Origin of the sequence: Nostoc sp., assembly GCF_036916655.1 — a bacterium.
Taxonomy (GTDB): domain Bacteria; phylum Cyanobacteriota; class Cyanobacteriia; order Cyanobacteriales; family Nostocaceae; genus Nostoc.
In genome coordinates this window covers 129655-149487 of record NZ_JBALFY010000093.1, presented here as the reverse complement: position 1 = coordinate 149487, position 19833 = coordinate 129655, and the positions used below count along the sequence as shown (strand labels likewise).

At 40.8% G+C, this 19833-nt stretch carries 14 protein-coding genes and 1 pseudogene; 7 read left to right on the top strand and 8 right to left on the bottom strand.

Annotated elements, in window-relative coordinates; genetic code table 11:
• Window positions 1-191: 191 nt before the first annotated feature.
• The 5 genes from fusA to V7L31_RS24740 form a co-directional block, all read right to left on the bottom strand.
• A complete protein-coding gene (gene fusA, locus V7L31_RS24760; RefSeq protein WP_334698718.1) occupies window positions 192-2195 on the bottom strand; it encodes an elongation factor G in 2004 nt (667 codons plus the stop codon).
• A 189-nt stretch (window positions 2196-2384) separates the two neighbouring features.
• Window positions 2385-2516: a hypothetical protein gene (locus V7L31_RS24755; protein WP_334698717.1), complete on the bottom strand. Its 132-nt coding sequence runs from the start codon at window positions 2514-2516 to the stop codon at window positions 2385-2387.
• A gap of 67 nt (window positions 2517-2583) precedes the next feature.
• Entirely contained in the window at window positions 2584-2970 is a 387-nt protein-coding gene (locus V7L31_RS24750; RefSeq protein WP_334698716.1) for a hypothetical protein, read from the bottom strand.
• Complete coding sequence (locus V7L31_RS24745; RefSeq protein ID WP_334698715.1) at window positions 2967-3506, bottom strand: hypothetical protein; 540 nt, start codon at window positions 3504-3506, stop codon at window positions 2967-2969. Before V7L31_RS24745 ends, V7L31_RS24750 begins: the two co-directional genes overlap by 4 nt.
• A 79-nt stretch (window positions 3507-3585) precedes the next feature.
• Window positions 3586-9255, bottom strand: a complete 5670-nt coding sequence (locus V7L31_RS24740; RefSeq protein WP_334698714.1) for an alpha-2-macroglobulin family protein — start codon at window positions 9253-9255, stop codon at window positions 3586-3588.
• A gap of 497 nt (window positions 9256-9752) precedes the next feature.
• On the opposite strand from V7L31_RS24740, the gene pbpC reads away from it, so the two are divergent.
• Window positions 9753-12083: a penicillin-binding protein 1C gene (gene pbpC, locus V7L31_RS24735; RefSeq protein WP_334698713.1), complete on the top strand. Its 2331-nt coding sequence runs from the start codon at window positions 9753-9755 to the stop codon at window positions 12081-12083.
• A 49-nt stretch (window positions 12084-12132) separates the two neighbouring features.
• Here pbpC and V7L31_RS24730 read toward each other — a convergent pair whose 3' ends face one another.
• Both V7L31_RS24730 and V7L31_RS24725 read right to left on the bottom strand, forming a co-directional pair.
• Window positions 12133-13752: a sensor histidine kinase gene (locus tag V7L31_RS24730; protein WP_334698712.1), complete on the bottom strand. Its 1620-nt coding sequence runs from the start codon at window positions 13750-13752 to the stop codon at window positions 12133-12135.
• Between the two features lie 47 nt (window positions 13753-13799).
• Window positions 13800-14303 carry a hypothetical protein gene (locus V7L31_RS24725; RefSeq protein WP_334698711.1) on the bottom strand — a complete coding sequence of 168 codons (504 nt, stop codon included), beginning with the start codon at window positions 14301-14303 and terminating at the stop codon, window positions 13800-13802.
• Window positions 14304-14635: 332 nt separating this feature from the next.
• On the opposite strand from V7L31_RS24725, the gene V7L31_RS24720 reads away from it, so the two are divergent.
• From V7L31_RS24720 to V7L31_RS24705, 4 genes are all read left to right on the top strand, one after another.
• The gene (locus tag V7L31_RS24720; protein WP_334698710.1) at window positions 14636-15460 is read left to right on the top strand and encodes a red chlorophyll catabolite reductase; all 825 of its coding nucleotides are present in this window, start codon (window positions 14636-14638) and stop codon (window positions 15458-15460) included.
• A 25-nt stretch (window positions 15461-15485) separates the two neighbouring features.
• On the top strand, window positions 15486-16520 hold the full coding sequence (locus V7L31_RS24715) for a nitrilase-related carbon-nitrogen hydrolase (RefSeq protein WP_334698709.1): 1035 nt from the start codon (window positions 15486-15488) through the stop codon (window positions 16518-16520).
• A 294-nt stretch (window positions 16521-16814) separates the two neighbouring features.
• Window positions 16815-18233 (top strand): aldehyde dehydrogenase family protein, encoded by a 1419-nt coding sequence (locus V7L31_RS24710; protein ID WP_334698708.1) that lies wholly within the window; start codon window positions 16815-16817, stop codon window positions 18231-18233.
• Between the two features lie 240 nt (window positions 18234-18473).
• Window positions 18474-18737: a hypothetical protein gene (locus tag V7L31_RS24705; RefSeq protein ID WP_334698707.1), complete on the top strand. Its 264-nt coding sequence runs from the start codon at window positions 18474-18476 to the stop codon at window positions 18735-18737.
• Between the two features lie 63 nt (window positions 18738-18800).
• On the opposite strand, the gene V7L31_RS24700 is transcribed toward V7L31_RS24705, so the two are convergent.
• The gene (locus V7L31_RS24700; RefSeq protein WP_334698706.1) at window positions 18801-19004 is read right to left on the bottom strand and encodes a hypothetical protein; all 204 of its coding nucleotides are present in this window, start codon (window positions 19002-19004) and stop codon (window positions 18801-18803) included.
• Window positions 19005-19067: 63 nt separating this feature from the next.
• Here V7L31_RS24700 and V7L31_RS24695 point away from each other — a divergent pair.
• Both V7L31_RS24695 and V7L31_RS24690 read left to right on the top strand, forming a co-directional pair.
• Window positions 19068-19217: pseudogene (locus tag V7L31_RS24695) on the top strand (3-phosphoshikimate 1-carboxyvinyltransferase); the annotation flags it as partial.
• 129 nt (window positions 19218-19346) lie between these two features.
• Window positions 19347-19793: a DUF3598 family protein gene (locus V7L31_RS24690; protein WP_334698705.1), complete on the top strand. Its 447-nt coding sequence runs from the start codon at window positions 19347-19349 to the stop codon at window positions 19791-19793.
• Window positions 19794-19833 lie beyond the last annotated feature (40 nt).

Here is a 19833-nt window from a genome sequence, read left to right as displayed (position 1 = left end):
TTAATATAACCCAATACATAAAGTTCAAGTCTGTCCCTCTCCAAGTCGGAGAGGGACAGGTTTTGTGTAGTAAAACCAGGAAGAGGTCTTTTGGATGGACATGAGATGACCAGTCGAACTCACGTTAAATTAAGTCCAGGTTGTCTGATTATAAAAGACAACCTGGAGCGATGCTAATTGCTAATGTGGACTCAAGACTGGCGATAGCAGGCAAATTCCATTGAAAAAGTAGCCATACCAGAAGTAAGCGATCGCAATTCTGTAGAATATCCAAACATTCGCGCTAGCGGTACTTCTGATCGAATCACCGTGTATCCCTGCATTGTCTCAGAACCCAACAACAAACCCCGACGAGAGGATAAGTCACCCTGAACCCTTCCCATAAACTCGTTGGGTGTTTCTACCTCTACAAGCATAATAGGTTCGAGGATGTAGGGTTTTGCTTTAGCGATCGCACCTTCAATTGCTTGATGTGATGCTGACCGGAAAGCCAATTCTGAAGAGTCAATTGGGTGATATGAACCACCATCCAGAACGACTTTCACCCCAGTTACCGGATAGCCTTGCAGCTTTCCTGATTGCATCGCCTCACGGAAACCTTTCTCACACGCCGGGATATATTCTTTGGGAATCGCACCCCCAACCACCCGATTTTCAAAGACAAACGGTTTATTTGTGGGTTCAATCCACCCAGTAATATGGGCGTATTGACCGGGGCCGCCTGACTGTTTCTTGAATCGGTAGTCAAAGGTAGCTTGTTGTCCAATGGTTTCGCGGTACGCCACCGCAGGAGTACCAACGAAAACCTCGGCATTATATTCTCGTTGGATGCGTTCGAGGTAGATTTCCAAGTGGAGTTCGCCCATCCCAGAAATCAGAGTTGCTCCCGATTCGGGGTCGATGCTCAATCGGAAGGTGGGATCTTCCCTTTGAAAGCGATTGAGTGCCTTGGAAAGGCGATCGCTATCTTCCTGTTTCTTGGGTGTAATCGCCAGCGTAATCACTGGTTCCGGCACAAACATCTTCTCTAGAGATACCAGTGGTTCCCCAGAACAAAATGTATCACCAGAAGCACAATCCACACCCAACAGAGCCACAATATCCCCAGCTACGGCAACTTTTACGTCTTCTCGCTTATTGGCGTGCATTCTCACCAAGCGACCGATTTGCACTCGCTGTTCAGTCCGCGAGTTGTAGACGGTATCGCCGGGTTTGAGCGTCCCAGAGTAAATCCGGGTATAGGTCAACTGCCCAAAGGATTCAACGGTGAGTTTAAATGCCAATGCCACCAAGGAAGCATCGGGGTTAGGGTAGACACTCACCGACTCTGCGGTTTTGACCACTTCTCTATCCACGGGAGATGGTAGATAAAGCACAACTGCATCCAATAAGTTTTGCACTCCTTTATTTTTGAATGCCGAACCCAGCATTACAGGCGTGAATTCTAGGCTTAAGGTTGCTTGTCGGATGGTTTGCCAAATTAATTCTTTGGGAATCTCCTCACCCGTCAGTAACATCTCTGTCATCGGTTCTGAGAACAGCGACAAAGTATCTAGCAGCTTATCGCGTGCCTGTTGCGCCTCATCCCTAAGAGGTTCGGGAATTGCCTTTTTCACCAAGTTTTCCCCGTTTTCACCCTCAAAGTAGTCAGCAGTCATTTCCACCAGGTCAATCACTCCCTGGAATTGGTCTTCACTGCCGATAGGATACTGGAGTAATACCGCATTTAGTTGCAAGCGATCGCGTATTCCCTGTACTACACGAAATGGATCTGCCCCCGTCCGATCCATTTTGTTGATGAACGCCAAACGCGGCACACGGTAGCGTTTCATTTGCCGATCTACTGTAATGGATTGGGACTGCACACCCGCCACAGCACACAGCACCATCACTGCCCCATCTAATACCCGCAGGGCGCGTTCCACTTCAATTGTGAAATCTACGTGTCCAGGTGTATCAATGAGGTTAATTTGAGTATCGTGCCACTGGCAGGTGGTAGCAGCAGAAGTGATGGTTATACCATGCAGTTTTTCTTCTGGCATAAAATCCATTGTTGCACCCTTACCGCCTCCCCGCACTTCCTCAATAGCGTGGATTCTGCCCGTGTAGAAGAGAATTCGCTCTGACAGCGTAGTTTTACCAGAGTCGATGTGGGCAGATATACCAATATTTCGGATGCGTGTTCGGGGAATCATAAAATTTCCTTTTGTTCAAGCGACAAATAGTCACCAACTGAGTGGTGATATATTTTGTATTATAAATGTAGTATATATAAAAGACAAGGCTGATCGTACAGAAAAACCGTTGATATTTGCCCTAGCTGACGTTTAAAATAGGTATTCAAGCGGAGGAAATGAAAGCTATATAGTGATGCCTACCAGTATTTAAATATCTAGAGGTAATGACAACTGAATCCCAGCAGCGAGTCTTTTTTGCTTGGCTTCAGCTTTGAATCTTTTGTCTGCTTTGTAAATATTCTCCATAACTGGTATAAGTTCAGCTTTATGCTTAGGCATATATAAATCCAACGCTTTACAATCGCTTCTCTTCTCTCAGTAGCGGTAGTGCGATCGCTCGCTCTTGTTACAACGTCAGATTCCTCAACTTTTCTTCATCAAAAGTAAGCCCGTGACGTTTTAAATATGGGCGCAAATTTATTTTAATGAATAAATCTTTTAGTTCTTGGGCAATTTCTTGGGGTGGATTTCCTGATAATGCGATCGCAATTAAACGTTCTGCTGCTTGAAATTCACCACAGTCTATTGCAAGAGTTGCAGCACTACGATGCAATACTGAACGAGTCGGTTCGGCATCAAGTTGAATGGCAATCAGTGCAGCAGCTTGAGATTCTTTTTCAAAAGCTTGTCGAGAAACTTGACTAGCTTGCTTTAAGTCTCCTCTGAGTTTAGCAGTAAAAGCTGCTTCGGCTAAATCCATCGCCTGTTTATGCAACTCCTGAATCTGACTCATTTTTCCACAATAAAAGATAGGGGTCTGCTAAATTCAACAATAATAATGTAGGCAGGAAATTCGCTATCAGAAGGATTAGTTTGCTCGATTTTTTGTTTGACTCTAGCTCTAACCCTGTTATCATCTGCTTTACGTATACCTGAAACTTCCAGTCTTACTTGATTTTGAAATGGAAGTTCACCTGCTTCATCTTCGCTACCTAACCAATAATCAAATCCAGTGCCTTTGCGCGATCGCTCAACCACTGTAAACTGAGTCAATTGTCTGATGAGCATAAAGGCAATACCATAGGCTGCTTGTTCTGTGGTGAACTCTTCATCATTCCAGCAGCGGAGCATTTGCTGTGTAACGGGTTGCCAATATAGTCTGAAGGTGGTATTAAAGTCCCCATTAACTGTGAGTTCTACACCCTGTAAATGACCTCGATCCTCCAAACACACCGCACAAGCTTCTGCTAAAGCTGCTCCAAAAGATGGAGTTATAGCGGGTAGTCCTTCTCCTAATTTAGTTAATACTAACTCTTGGGGTTTATCCAAGCTAAACAGACTGAATCTTACCGTGATTAGTTTGATTGTACTTTAATTGCAGTTGCAGAAATGCAATAAAGTACAATTATTATTTCCCATCTTCCAATATTAATGTAGACTCAGCAGTTCGCCCAAATTCTTCTGGTGCATATTGCAAGCGAACTTCCGCACCAGGCCAAGAAAATGTCCCAGGTGTCACAGAACGGACTAAGTAGTGCAGACTATAAACTCCTGGTTCGAGGTGGTCGGTGTAGGCGATAATGCGATCGCGGTACACATTCTTAAAGCCAAGTTCCCAGCTATCGGCTTTTGCTTGTAATGCAGCAGTAGCAGTCTGAAAACTTGCATCCACCGCCTCAAAACCTGATGGTAGCGGATCTTTGATCGCCAAATGATCCACAGGATGATCGGCAATAATTTCTAAACCAATATCAAACACCTGTCCAGAGGCTAAAGTCAAGGGTTTATCGAAAGCATAAAGACCTGTTTTTTGCAAAACTTTCTCTTGATTTACTTGACTAATTTCTCGTGTTATGCGTAGACCATTAAATCTGCCTGCTTGATTGCCTTGCAAGCGATAATTATAAGCAACCAAATAGTGCAAAGTGCCATTACCTGATTTTTGCAGCGTTAAATCATTACGCCCACGAGGTAATTTATTCATCGGCACATTTAGTTGTAAACTAGGATTTTGATAACCATTAAAGCGATTTTCTCCTAACTTATTACCAGCTAATTCCACTGTGGCAACAAAATTCGGTGGTGTGGGTTGTAGTTGGCTATATTCTACCAAAGCTGTTAATGCTTGGGCATTATTATAGTTAGTTTGCCATGTACCATCCCGTCGCAATGCCAGAAGACTTTGGAATAACTTATCTATAACTTCGGGTTTACTTTGTTTGGCAATAAATAATCGTAAAGCTTGCGCTTGCGTCGTGGTAGATGAACTCATCCATCCCCAATTACCTGGTAAACTTACAACTGCTGTGCGACCAGTTTCATAAATATTCTGTTGCAGCTTGTTGACTAATTTTTGAGATTCATCTTGCCATTCGGGGAATTGAGATAAGTATCGCGCTAGTTTAATTTGAGTTACTACATCAAAGTTGTTGTGCTGTTCATAAATATCTGCGAGGAAAGTATTGCGTTTGTCTCCCAATTCTGCTAGAGAGATTAAAGCATTAAATTGCAGTTGTCTTTTACAGAGTATTTGTTTACAAAAGTCGTATTCTCCGGGGTTCGCCAGAACTTTTTGTAAATAAGCTTTCAGGCGAGATACCATTGCAGAATCGACCAAATTCGGGAATACCTGACTGGCTTTAGCTAAAGATTCACCCGTATAGGAAGAAACCCAAGGGTCAGATTTTTCTTGTCCGGGGAAAGCTGCAAAACCACCATCGGCTATTTGGAGTTTTTGTAACTTTTCAATTGCTTTATTTGCCTGTTGGCTAAGATTAAATTCTGCAAAATTCTGACCATATTTTTGGGAAATAGTTTGCAAGTTGGCAGCAATTATTAACTGACTCGCCGCCGGTTCAGTAAACGGCAAATCATCATCTTCTAAAACTTGTTTTGCTGGTGCTTTAATCTCCGTTATCAAAGTACTCGCCAACTGAATATCTAAACCTCCCGCATCAGGGAAGGTATTTTTATCAACATTCAGGGGAATCTTCACCTGTTTTTCAGTGACACCAGTTTCAACGACTTGTTCTGTAATTTCAATTGGCTTAATTTCCAAAGGTACTTCAAAAGCATCTGCGGCTGTACCATTTAGCTGAGTGGTAAAGCGAACTTTCCCAACTCCCACACTATCCGCCACCATTGGAAAGCGATAAGCGTGAGTTGCGGATTCGGCTTTAGTTTGCAAAGAAGTTGCTGTGGGGTTTTTGTCAGCAAACTTCACATTACCGCTAAGTTCGCCATTAATTGAAAGATTTCCTGGATTCCCGGTGTTGTTAGTTACAGATAAACCAGCGAGGATGCGATCGCCTGGACGGGCAAACTGTGGCAAGATAGCATTAGTTAGCAGTGGTTTGGTGCTGATAAACGTCGCATCCCCATTCCCGAAACGTAGATTTCCATCGGTGGCCACAGCCATAACTCGCCATGTAGTTAAGTCATCCGGTAATTTAAAAGTTATCTGTGCATTCCCATTTGCATCGGTGAGAACAGAACCGTTGTAGTAAGCTAAGGCTTGAAAATCGGTGCGAGTGCGAGTATTTGCTGCACCAGTTGAGAAACCACCGCCATAACCCCAACCTTTGGGTTTAGCTACATCTTGTGCTTGTAATATGACATCTGCGCGATTATCGTTAAAGCGGGTAGAAATTGTCTGTTCTGCATAAACTGTATCTACCAAATCTGGCGGACGATAACCAGAAAGTTGTAACACCGCTTCATTTACCACCATGACTGTAAACTGTCCTTTGGTGGGGTTTCCTTGATTGTCCTTCAGTTCTAGTTGTACTGTTTCTTCTGCGCCAGGTTCTAGTGATGCTTGCACTGGCTTAACTTGCAGTTTTAAATACTTATCCTCTAACTTAACTTTAAAAGGTGTAAAACCAATCTTCACCAAGTTATCCAAACTTCCCGCTTCCACTTGGTTTATGGGTTTACCTTGTCTCACTAATACAGCTTCAATGGCTGCATTAGGTAGCATTTCTGGCGTGACTTGAAACTGAATTTGTGGTGCGCCTCCCTGAACTTTGATAATTTGCTGATAAAGGGGTTTGTCTTTAATTACAGCAAAGTACAATTCTGCATCTGGATAGGGAGATTGAATTAGTGCAGTCGCAGTTTCACCAGGTTTGAACTCTTTTTTATCTAATTTAACTTCTAAGACATCTTTTTCTTTAGAACCCCAAAATACAGAATTTACTCCAGTTGCCCAAATTTGTAAATCTGTCGCACTTAATTCGCTTTTGGCATCGCTAAAATTAACTCTAATCCGATATGAAGCAGATTCCGGTGCTGTCAAATTTACTGATTGCGGGTTACTAGCAGATGTAATTTCTGCTTGTCCCACTGTTTTATATTCGACTTGATTTTTTGGTGTTCGGCTACCTTCAACTAATTGCGTGACGCTGCTATATTTAATCTGCTGTAATTCTACCCGCACCCGTTGACCTGTTATCGGTTTTCCTGTCGGGTCAGTAACAATCACTTCAATGGGAAAAGCCTTGCCAGCATCGGCGATGAAATTACTTTTTAAGCCGATGAGGCGATTACTTGGTAAGGCGGTAAAAGTTTTGGAATTGGCTACAGACAAATTAGAAACATCTGCAACTTGCACATCTATCTGATAAGTCATCGGATATGGTAAATCATTAGCCACATTCACAGTTTGACTACTTTTACCATTAGCATCTAGCTGGGCATTAGTTTGTAATACATCACTAGATATACTAGGAGTTTCCTCTGGCCATAACCATTGCCTACCAAAAGTAAATTCTTCCCAACCTTTAGGAACAAAATTTGCTTGCTGGCGAGTGATAAAATATTTTGCTTCTCCACCTTCTACAGGTGCGCCAAACAAATAATTGCTTGTAGCATTAATATTAACTTTCTCGTCAATGAGTGCAAATTCTTTATTTAAGTTAAGTTCGACTTTAAAATTCGGTGGCTTAAACTCAGCTACCCGAAATTCTCCAGAAATTTCTTGTCCATTTTTCCCCTTCGCCTGGATTGTATAGTAGCCTAAGCGCTGAGTAGTTTTGATTGGCAATTCTAGAGAAAATGTACCAAATTCATTTGTGGTTTGTGTACCTAAGCTGGTTTTTTGCCCATCAGGATTTACCAAAGTTAATTGGTAAGCAGCATTTTTATCTTGCTGAATTGCGCCATTTTGTAAGAAGTCAGCGAAACCGGTCAACCAAGCTTTTTCACCTGGTTGATACAATTGTCTATCCGAAAAAATTACCCCACGTGATTCAGGTTTAGCATCTTGCCAACCTGCATCAATACCATAGCCATAAACGCCGCTATATTCTTCAGTTCTAGCGAATGTCCAATCTTGATTCTCACGGGCAATAACTAATAATTGTGGTGATTTACTAGAGCTTTCATTCCCAGAATAACATTGCTGTAGTCCTTCACGAACAATTCTGAAAATTCCATTTTCATCAGTTTTACCAGTTGCACAAGGTACTACTTCGGGGCGAGATTTTGCTTGTAACTTTGATTGATAAATTTCAACAACAGCCGTTTTAACTGGCGAACCATCTGTAAGATGATTGACGCGAATTAACCCTAACTCAGGAAACCACTGCGTAAATACGCCCAAATTTGTCAATTCAACTAAGCCATAAGTCGTAGGTTCTCGCCACAGTTCTTTACCATTCTCCTGATATTTATTCGTGCGGGCTTGGACTCCATAAGCTAACATTCCCGTCGCTGCACTAATTTTTTCCCGCAGAGGAACAGCAATATCAACTGATTGATTTTTCTTACCCGATACCTGAAAGCTTTGCCATTCAGAAGGTTGTGGTAATAAATCACTACTATTATTAAAATAAACTAAATCTGTCGGCTTAACTACTCGATAAGCTGCTTTATATTTAGATTCTGGTAGATTTCCCATACTAATATTTAGCTGTAAATCTTTACCTGTAGGGAAAATATTCAAATCTGATGGTACCCAGATATCCCCAGCTAAATCTCCAGTATCATAATTAAGTGTTAGAGGTTTACCCAAAGTCTGCCCAAATTTATCTTTGAGATTTCCGCCGATAGTAATTGTATAAGTCTTGGCAGGTTCTAGCGCATAAGGATTGATGCCGACAATTTTATCTTCATCATTAACTTGCAGAATTCTCGAAATTTCTTTTGGTGCTGGATTAATAGTAATATTTTCTTTAGCTGAATCTGCCAATAAAACATTATTAAATTCTAGCTGCGGACTACCTTTAACAAATCTTCCAAAAGTTCCCCCTGAATCTGGCTGTCCATAAAAGTTAATTTTCTGAAACGCCAAAGGCGAATAAGTTGCTAACTTAGTAGCAAATTCTTTTTCTGTCGGTAGATTGCCATAAGCTGGGCGTATTCCAGGAGAAAATACCAGACGATAACGGGTTGCTTTTTCGAGATTTTCTTGGGGGATGAGGTTATAAATCCAATTGCGTGCTGAAGGGTCAAATTTTTCTAAAGGTTCTTCTTCATTTTTTAATGGTTTTTCTTCTTTGTTTAATTCGACTTTGAAGCCTACACCCTTATTTTTTCCTTCAGGGATTAACTGTAAATGTTCTTGTACAGAATTTAAATCTAATTCGACATTGGAAGTAAACTGTAACTTCTGTTGTAAATCAATTGGCTCAATATCAGCTTTTTCAATGGGGTTTACACCTGGTAAATTAGTCAGGTTGATAGATTCGGTATTGAAAGTCCAAGGTAAATCTTTGTCTAGGCGATGATTTTTTAAGTCGGCTAAACCCGATTTGAGGGTGACTTGAAATCTTGTCGCTATTGGCAAGGCTTTATCAGCTTGAAATCCTACCATGCGCGGTGTTAAAAAGCGAAATTGACCGGGTAAAGGCGGCCAAAGAGCAAATTTTTGTAATAATTGTTGCTGTTCGGGGCTATCAAGGCTTTCAACTGGGATTAAAGCCTCTTTAAAACGGATGCGGATTTGGTTAAGAGGTTTAGCATCTCCAATGGGACTAATTTGTTCAATCCAGTCTGGTAATTTTGGTGGTGTGATTGGAGAGACTACTGGGAGTTGTTCTTTGGTTGAGTTGATACCAAAGAAGTTACACCCGGTCATTGTTAATGTAAATGTAAAAAGCAGAAGAAACTGTATTGTTTTCTTGCGATGTGAGATTTTTTTTAACGTAGACGCTTTGGCTTGCCGCAGGCTACCGCCAAGGACGTCGAGGAATAGATGGATAATTTTATAATGAAAACGGAGTAAAACTCTAATAATCATATTTTTAGTAATTAAAAATTCATCAACTATAACAAATAAAAGTTTGCATTACCTTATGTATTGGGCAATGTCAAGGCTAATAGCAGTATGACTTGTTAGTTCCAAAGTTTGGGTTTAACTATGTTTATTTATATTGATAACTAACTCAGTGTGATTGTTCCAAAAAATAACTACAATTCTTAACTATAAAGAAGTATTTAAATTTCGCAAACATTAATTTATATCTGCTAAGTTAGTAATAATAAATTATTAAGTATTTGATATATTTACTGATGTAGATATAAGTAAGTCTGCGGGAAAGTTAAGGTAAGTTTTCTTAGACAGGGTATTCCCTGATGAAACTAGTTTCACGATCACTACTCAAACTTAAGCACAGTAGCAAAATTATCCTGGCTGTGCTGCTAATCTGCTTAATTATACGTTTACTACCCTATTTTGCGCCCGTTCGGGCCGCAGATATTGCCCAAACTCAGTTGGCAATGCAATTTAGCGATCGCAATGGTTTACCATTAGGAACATTACTCACCCGTGACCAAGAGCATACATCAGTAGTACCACTAAATCAGGTTTCGCCCCAGTTTATCCATGCCATTTTAGCCGCCGAAGATGCCAGCTTTTACCATCATGGGGCGTTGGATATGAAAGCAATTATCCGTGCTAGCAAAGAAGCCATCCACGCAAAACGAATTGTTTCCGGCGCTTCCACTATTACTATGCAGTTGGCGCGGATGTTAGATCCAGTACCCCGCAGCTTCTCTGGTAAAATGCAAGAAATTTGGCTATCTTGGCGGTTAGCAGCAGGCATGAATAAGGATGAAATTCTGGCTGCATATATCAATCGGCTGCCAATGGGAGGGAATATATATGGTGTAGAAGCAGCCGCACGAATTTATTTTTCTATCCCAGCGAGTGAGTTGAATCTTGCTCAAGCTAGTTTGTTAGCTGCTATTCCCAATAATCCCACATACTTTAACCCTTACGAACATTGGGAACGGTTGAAGCAGCGACAAAAATACGTTCTTAATCGGATGGTACAGGAAAAGTATATTAATGGTGCGATGCCTACGGCGGCAAGCTACGCAAACAGAACATCCGCCGAAAAAGTTGTGTTTCAATCTCGCCAGCAGGGAATTATCGCCGCACCACACTTTTTATTTTGGTTAGCCAGTCAGTTTGATAAGACACAAACAGAACAAAATTCTCCCATTCGCACAACTATAAATCGCCCTTTGCAGCAGTTTGTCGAAGCACAGTTACAGCAGGTAATTTCTTCACTCGCCGCTAACAATGTCCATGATGCAGCTGCGTTGGTTATTGATAACCATACCGGGGAAGTTTTGGCTTATGTCGGTTCGCCTGATTACTTTAATGAAGCCAAACTGGGACGCAATGATGGAGTGCAAGCGTTACGTCAACCAGGTTCTACCCTCAAGCCTTTTGTCTATGAATTAGCTTTAGAAAAAGGTTTAATTCGTCCAAATACCATTTTGGCAGATGTACCCGCCCATTATGCTATTCCCGGTGCGAAACTTTATAGCCCAACCGATTACACCGAAAAGTTTCTTGGCCCTGTGCGGGTACGGATAGCTTTAGCAAATTCTTTAAATGTACCCGCAGTCAGGGTGTTAGAAAAAGTAGGTGTAGAAACTTTCTTAGAACGACTGCATCAACTGGGATTTGAAAACCTCAATCAAACTCCAGAACATTATGGTTTGGGTTTGACTCTTGGTAGCGGTGAAGTGAGCCTCTGGGAATTAGCCCATGCCTACCTGACCATAGCACGATTTGGAGAGGCGACTTCTTTAGTAAGCACATTTTCTAATTCCGCAATCCCTACAGACGCGATGAATCGCGTCTCTACAAGTTACACACTCCCCAATCACAGAATTTGGCAATTGATTACCAACATACTCAGTGACAACCATGCTCGTGCAACGGCTTTTGGTGTCAACTCAGTGTTAAATTTACCATTTCCTTCGGCTGTTAAAACTGGTACTTCTTCCAATTTTCGTGATACTTGGACGGTTGGCTTTACTACAGATTACACAGTCGCGACTTGGGTAGGCAATTTCAACGGTGAACCAATGCGTCAAGTTTCAGGTGTGACAGGCGCAGCACCCTTGTGGAATCGGATTATGTTACATCTGCATGAACATCAAGAACCAACAGGTTTTCCGCCTCCAGAAGGTTTAGTGCAATTACCTGTTTGTGCAGTTTCGGGGTTACGACCAACACCAGATTGTACCTCAGTAGTGCAGGAATATTTCTATCCAGAAGATAAAAATAATTACGAACGTGAAAATCAGTTCAATTTGCCGCCGGAGTATGATGAATGGTTAGCGAAACAACAGCAATCAAATTTTACTGCTAATAATTTGAGAATTTTATCTCCTCATCATGGCGATTTATTCTTAGTGTATCCAGGTGAGGCAGCGAAGCAGAAACTTGAATTTAAGTTAGTGGGAAATAAATCTGCGCCTGTGGAATGGTGGCTGAATGGTGAAAAGTTAGATACCAAATCTGCTAATTCTTTATTTTGGTATTTGCGTCCTGGAAAATGGACTTTAGAGGCGAGAAGTGGCGAAATGAGTGATAAGGTGAGTTTTCGGGTGGAGTTAGCTAGTCTTAAACCTACGCGTCGAGGGTTTTCTATTAAGAATAATTGAAATTGCTTAGATGCGGAGAGTTGTTTTTGTAACGATGTCTCTATATCAATCAATGGGGAACTATTGAACGTGTCTGCTTGATAGGAATCTCAATCACAAATTCTGTACCCTCGCCCGGTGCAGAAATACACTTAATTGTCCCTTTATGTTTTTCTACTATAATCTGGTAACTAATAGATAATCCTAACCCAGTACCTTTTCCTATAGGTTTGGTAGTAAAGAAAGGGTCAAATAATCTAGTTTGAGCTTCCTTAGTTATTCCTGAACCATTATCTTTAATACTAATAATTATGCACTCTTGATTTTTAACTTCAGTATGGATAATAATAGAACTAAGCTGTTTGTCAATCTCTTCTTTTAAACACTCTGTTTCCCGTTGATATAAAGCATCAATAGCGTTACTTAAGATATTCATAAATACTTGATTTAATCCTCCTGCGTAACATTCAACAAGAGGCAAATTACCATAATCTTTGATAATTTTAATTTCCTGCTGATTATGATTTTCTTTGAGCCGATACTGTAAAATTAATAGCGTGCTATTAATTCCCTCATGAATATCAACAAATTTCATTTCTGCTTCGTCAAGACGCGAGAAGTTACGCAAAGTTAGTACAATTTCGCGAATACGTTCAGTACCAATTGCCATTGATGATAATATTCTCGGCATATCATTAATAATAAACTCTAAATCTATCTCATCACTTAAAGTAGTTATTTCTGGGTTATAACTATAACATTGTTGCTGATACAGGTTAATTAAAGTTATTAATTGCTGACTATATTCTCTAAGGTGGAGTAGGTTGCCATAAATAAAATTAACTGGATTATTGATTTCATGAGCAACACCCGCAACTAACTGACCTAATGAAGACATTTTCTCAGTTTGAACAAGTTGTACTTGAGTGTGTTGCAATTCTTTGAGTGTCTGTTTTAGTTGAAAATTTTTGTATTTCAACTTTACTGTTCTCTCTGCAACTTGTATTTCCAATCTAGAATTAGTTTCTTCTAAGGCTGCTTGAGCAAATTTTTTATCTTTTAAGTATTGCTGCAATAAATGCAATACTAACAACCATGCTGGAATCAGCATTAATAAACTTATAATAGATTCTAAAATTGCCCAAAAAATTCTTTGATAATATTGATCTATTTTTTGCTGTAACTGGAGTGAAATATTACGCTTTCTTTGGGCAACGCCATTAGCATAAATGCGTTTATTATTTTCATATTCGTTGCTAAAAAGTAGTAGTTTAGCTTCCTCTTTTTGATTTTTATTAACTAAATCAAAAGATTTATATTCCATTGTAACTAAGCGCTGATTAGCAGCATCAATAATTTTGGCATACTCATTTTTATATGCTTTAGGAGCAAGTTTAATAGATTCTTTAATAGCAATATCTAGCTTAGGTTCAAATTGTCGATAACGTTGTTCCCAAATAAAGTTACCCGTTGCAGCATTCATCCTGGCTGACATCGTTAATACTTCATCAAGATAAGTAATTTCATCACTCAGAGTTTGTAGTTTAAATTCATATTTAGTAATATTATTAAAGCTATGATATACTTGCCAGTTTAGCCAAATTTGAGGAATAAATAAGAGCAATGTCAGCAGTACTGTTATAGTTACAAGTTGAGAAGAAACAAATCTCAGTTTATAAGGTAGGTGCATTCTCATACGATTTTCTTTAGATACATTTTAATTGGTACTAACCCCATTTAATACTCTTGCATCAATTTGATTTCATCAGTATTAATACCGAATAAGTCTCTTAAGAATCCGATATTTTCATTTTGATATATTTTAAAATCAATCTCATTTATTTGTTTAGTTTTAATTTTTCTGCCATAGATAAATCCTAAGTTAAAATTCATGAAATCTAATTTTGAAAATTTATAAGGATCTGGATATATAAATTTAGCAAACAATTTATATATGAATAAATGTAGTTGATTAGTCTTTAAGTCATTACCCATTGTAAATCCTATTACAAAAGCTTCATCTTGAGGAGAAATTCCTCTACCTAAAAGTATGTGAATGTAATCATGATGGCGCAGATTAATTTTTCCAGGTAATGCCAATAGGCTATTAGGGTTCTCTAATAACCAAATTACAAAAGGAATTTTCTGCTTATCATATAACCTAAATACTATTGAATGTGCCTGCTTTAAATTTATTTGTACTATATCCAGTTGAAAATCTTCATCTAAATCAAAAGCCATATATGTATTTATAATAAAACAACTAACTTATTAGTATTTGTTTTTCCCCTAATTTGTCTATATTTACCAGTAAAGTTATTTGTATGTTTATGAATTAAGTACAATAAAACAATTTTACGTAAAATTACAGTACGATATTACAGTACGATCGCTAAGGTTGAGACTAAGGGCAAAGGCATTTAAATGAAGAATCATCGACTGATGCAGATTGCTGCAACTCTGCTGTAGAAAAAGGATTTTGCCACAATAGCTTGATCGTGGCTTAGTTGATGGACTGTTTACCAAAGTCCTGAATTCGGTAAATATGTTACCCAATATGGGCAACGAGCTAGATGCCAGAAAGTGTCAAACTAAATATTAAGTTTATAGAAAAGCCGCAAACTCAAACCATGACTCAGCAACCAACTGATTTAGACAATAAAGCTGTATTTGAGCAGTTGTGGGAGATTACAAAAGAACTCCGTCAAAAACTAGAGGCTCGTTTTCAGTTACATCCAGACCCTTCTGTAGAAAATTTACAGCAATACAGCAGTCTCGATGGCAATATGAAGGGTTCACTGACTGCTTTTTCCGGCGAAGAAATTGACTGGCTAGTGCATTCGTGGCTAGGAAACCCTGAAAAATCCAACTTTAGTACTATGCGGCTCACCACTTGGTTAAAGTCGCATATTCAAGTTCCTCATTTGGCCTTTGAGTTTGGCACACTTCCAAATATTTTCTTTTATATAGATTACATTCCCCGAACTGAGCTTTTAACCGATTTGGCATCTCTCGATCGCTATTATGAGCCAGTTAATCCAACATTCTTAAAGTTACAGGAAGATTCACGCCTCAAGGTATTTACCAGCAAAAGCGCCTATATTCGTCTATTTCAATCGCCTGTTAGCTTGTGCTACACAGGCGCACCCACTTTTGAAACCCTCGAACTAACTCGCACACTTGCACACGAAACACTCGATCGCTGGCTTACTTGGGTAGATGCAGCTGAACCGGTGCCAGAAGATGCACGGGAGGCTCTAGCCGCTCGTGATTTAGCACTCCGCCGAATCAGTGCGGAACGCGATCCAGGTAATAAATTTGCCGCGCAGATATTTGGCTCGGAATTGACAGATAGACTTGTGCGATCGCTCTGGGGTGGCGATCGAATTAGTCATTAGTCATTAGTCATTAGTCATTTGTCCTATGCCCACTAATATAGAATCATTCCGCGCTTTAGCACTGCAAGTTACCTGTCATGCAGTCAACCAAACCAGCGATCGCCACGAAGCGCGATCGCTCATGCAAAACTCCATCAACCGCCTAGCTCAACAAATTGCTGCCAGTATCGCTTTTATTGGCTTTGATTGTCGTTTAATTGTACTGCCAGAATATTTCCTGACCGGTTTCCCGATGGGAGATACTCTCGCAGGGTGGGCAGAAAAAGCCTGTATAGAAATGGCTGGTGCTGAGTATGAAGCACTAGGTAAAATTGCCCAAAAGCATAAAATCTTTTTAGCAGGTAACGCCTACGAAGTTGACCCCAACTTTCCCGGATTGTACTTTCAAACTTGCTTTATTCTTGACCCTTCCGGCTCAATCGTCTTGCGGTACCGACGGCTAAATTCCTTATTTGCTCCCACTCCCCATGATGTTTGGGATAAATATCTCGATTGCTATGGCTTAGAGGGAGTTTTCCCTGTTGCCAAAACTGCGATCGGTAATTTGGCAGCTTTCGCATCAGAAGAAATTTTGTATCCAGAAGTGGCGCGGTGTCTGGCGATGCGAGGAGCAGAGATTTTTGTTCATTCCACCTCGGAAGTATACAACAAAAACCTCACCCCTAAAGACGCAGCAAAAATCACTCGCGCCGTCGAAAATCTGGCTTATGTAGTTTCATCTAATACCGCAGGTATCGCTAATATTGCCATCCCCATTGCTTCAGCTGATGGTGGCTCTAAAATCATTGACCATCGCGGCATCGTATTAGCAGAGACAGGTGCAGGCGAGAGCATGGCAGCATTTGCAGAGATTGATTTAGCAGCATTACGCCGCGATCGCCGCCGACCAGGGTTAAATAATTTACTTTCCCGCCAACGCTTTGAACTATACGCCGAAAGTTATCGCCAATCACACTTTTACCCCGCTAATACTATGCTGGAAACAGAAGTAGACCGCAAACACTTCCTGCAAACACAGCAAGCCACCATTGAGCGTTTAAGCAACCTGGGAATAATTTGAATTTGGGAATGGGACATTAGGTATGGAGCATGGGGAAATAAAGATTGACATCCTCACCGCCGTGTTCGCCCTTGGCGTTCCCGTTCGCGCAGCGTCTCCGTCAGGAGAAGGGTACGCACTCTTAAGAAGGAGTAATGAGTAATAAGTAATAAGTAATGAGTAAATACCCATTTCTCATCCACTCATCACTCATTACTCCAGAATCATTACTTTAAAGCCGTGCTGTCAGCACGGGGTTTTAAACCCATTTTTATGATAAATAACTCTTGACAAATGACTAATGACCAATGACAAATGACAAAACCAATAGAAGTCCGCAATCCCCGAACTGGCAAATTTGACTACGTAATTATCCCGCCGCCTCCAAGGCTGGTGGTACAACAATGTAAGCGCACGCGTCGGGCACAAGTTCGCTGGCAGCAGTTGGGTTTAGAGGGAAGAATTGAAGCTTTACAGCAGTGGAAACAGGCGATATTATTTGGACGCGATCGCCTCACAGAAGCTTTGGTAAATGATACGGGAAGATTATCAACCTCGGTATTAGAAATAGATTCTTTCCTCTCTAGCATCGATCGCTGGTGTCGGTTAGCACCAGATTTGCTGCAAGAATCTGCTAAAAATACTGCCATTCCGTTTATTGCCTTACAACAAACATCCGTGCCTTATCCTCTAGTTGGGGTAATTAGCCCGTGGAATTTTCCGCTATTACTATCTACCATTGATACCATTCCGGCATTGTTGGCGGGTTGTGCTGTCATTGTCAAACCTAGTGAAATTACTCCCCGCTTTGTAGCACCACTAATGACAGCACTCAACACCGTTCCCAAACTGCACGACGTTTTAACTTTTGTGGAAGGGGCAGGCGCAACCGGATCTACTTTGATTGAAAATGTAGATTTGGTATGCTTTACAGGCAGTGTAGCCACAGGGAGAAAAGTTGCACAGGCGGCTGCCAAACAGTTTATTCCAGCCTTTTTGGAATTAGGAGGAAAAGATCCTGCGATCGTTTTAGAATCAGCCGACTTAGAATTAGCAACCTCAGCCATCTTGTGGGGTTCCGTCGTCAACGCCGGACAGTCATGCCTATCAATTGAGCGAATTTATGTTGCAGATTCCATATTTGAAAAGTTTTATCATCAACTAGTAGCCAAAGCCCATCGCCTGCAATTAGCCTATCCCACAGTCGAAAGTGGAGAAATTGGCCCCATCATCGCCGAAAAACAAGCAGCCATTATTAGCGATCATCTCCTAGATGCAGTAGAAAAGGGAGCAGTCATTCACAGCGGCGGTGTCATAGAAGATTTAGGTGGCGGTTGGTGGTGTCGCCCCACAGTACTTACCCAGGTTAATCATTCCATGAAAGTGATGACCGAAGAGACTTTTGGCCCCATTATGCCAGTGATGCCTTTTTCCACAGTAGAGGAAGCAGTATCTTTAGCCAATGACTCAATTTATGGATTAAGTGCTGCTGTGTTTGCCTCAGAAACAGAAGCCTTAGAAATTGCCCACCAGATAGATGCAGGTGCGATTAGTATCAATGATGCTGGACTCACCGCCATCATGCACGAGGGAGAGAAAAACGCCTTCAAATTCTCCGGTATGGGAGGTTCACGCATGGGTGCAGCGGCGCTGAAACGGTTTATGCGAAAAAAAGCTATTTTGATCAAAACTAACGCTACTAATGACCCTTGGTGGTTTGAGAATGGGGAGTGACCAATGCCATCATCACCATGCGACTCATTAGCTTAACCAATGGCGATCGCCTCTGCCACAGTTTCATCTACGATAATCAAAGCACCTGGAAGAATTTTGGGCGTTGCATAATAGAGGGATGAATTGAGGTTTTCTACATAGATCGTTAGGCAACTTACAGCTAAAACATCAATTTTCTGAGATATATGTTTTACTCCAGAAGAATTAATAAAGATACTCAGAAAGTCGAAGTCTGGGAATGTGAGTGGTCAAACAAAGACACCGGAATTGCGAAAAAGGAATACATTCGCAAAATGGGTGACGAAGAAGACATTGACTTCTCGCACGCACGATGACTATAACGCAGCCGATGCCGTTTGTTGGGCTCCAGGCAGAACGATCGGAAATATTGCGGTTAGCTCAGAGGAAGCCTTCGGTATGTTTGAAGGAGCTTCTGGTGATGAAGGCAAAGAGTTGCAGCGATCTGCCATGTGGGACAACATGGTTCAAAATACGTTGTACTAGTTGAAGTCAGTCTAGATGCGCCAATCGGTCGGGTCATTGAAGATATGCTTTTGCTTATGGAGTTCAGCCAGGAGGGAGAACTAAAAGGTCAAGTCCAGTATCTCCCGTGGTGAAGCGGTGTTGCAAAGTCTCTGGCAGCTGTTCAGCAGGAACATTAGAAGCCGACGATAAATGCGATGCGATCGCTTGGAAGAAAAACGGAATTGTTCTACTTGGCGTCAAGTTACGCCAGCGATGATTAAAGCCGTCTTTGATAACCTTCCTCACTCCCTACTCATAATATGCGAACATAATTTAAGTTGTAGCTGACTACCTACACAGAGATTTAAAATGGATACCATTGCAATCCCTGTTCTGAATTGCCCAGTAGATGCCACGGTAGAGATTCCTACTTCTAAAAGTATTACCAATCGGGCATTACTCGTCGCGGTCTTAGCGCCAGGTGACTCGATTTTAGAAAATGCTTTATTTAGTGAAGACTGGCATTTGCTGTCATTGGCTTAAAGATTCCAGGCATTGTAATAAAAGACTCTGGTTGTACAGCGAAAACTTTTCCCAATTACTCTACTCGATTTTTCCAAATGTTAGAATAATAAAAGGTGAATTGCAATGTCAAATATTCGAGAAGGAATGCCAGTACTTGCCCGTCATGAAGGAGATTGGGTAGGAACTTATACAGTAATTGATACAGCCGGAAAAATCCTCGACAAGTATGAATCTCACTTAACTTGTCAATTTCCAGAAAATGGCCCTCATCCCTACTACCAAATTAATCGCTACAAATGGGCTGATGGTAAACGAGAAGAATATGAATTTCCAGGAATCTATAAAGATAATAAGCTTTGGTTTGACACCGATCGCATAGACGGAAAAGCCTGGGAAGCCGATGATTCGATTGTTATTTTGTGGTTTAGTTATAAGACAAACCCAGAAATGAGCTTATATGAAATGATCTACATTAGTCCTGACAATAACAATCGTGCCCGCACTTGGCATTGGTTTAAAAACAATCAAATCTTTCAACGCACCCTAATTCAAGAAGAACGGCTAAGATAGTAATTTCTCCCCTAAAAAATAAAAGCTCATTATTCTTCAG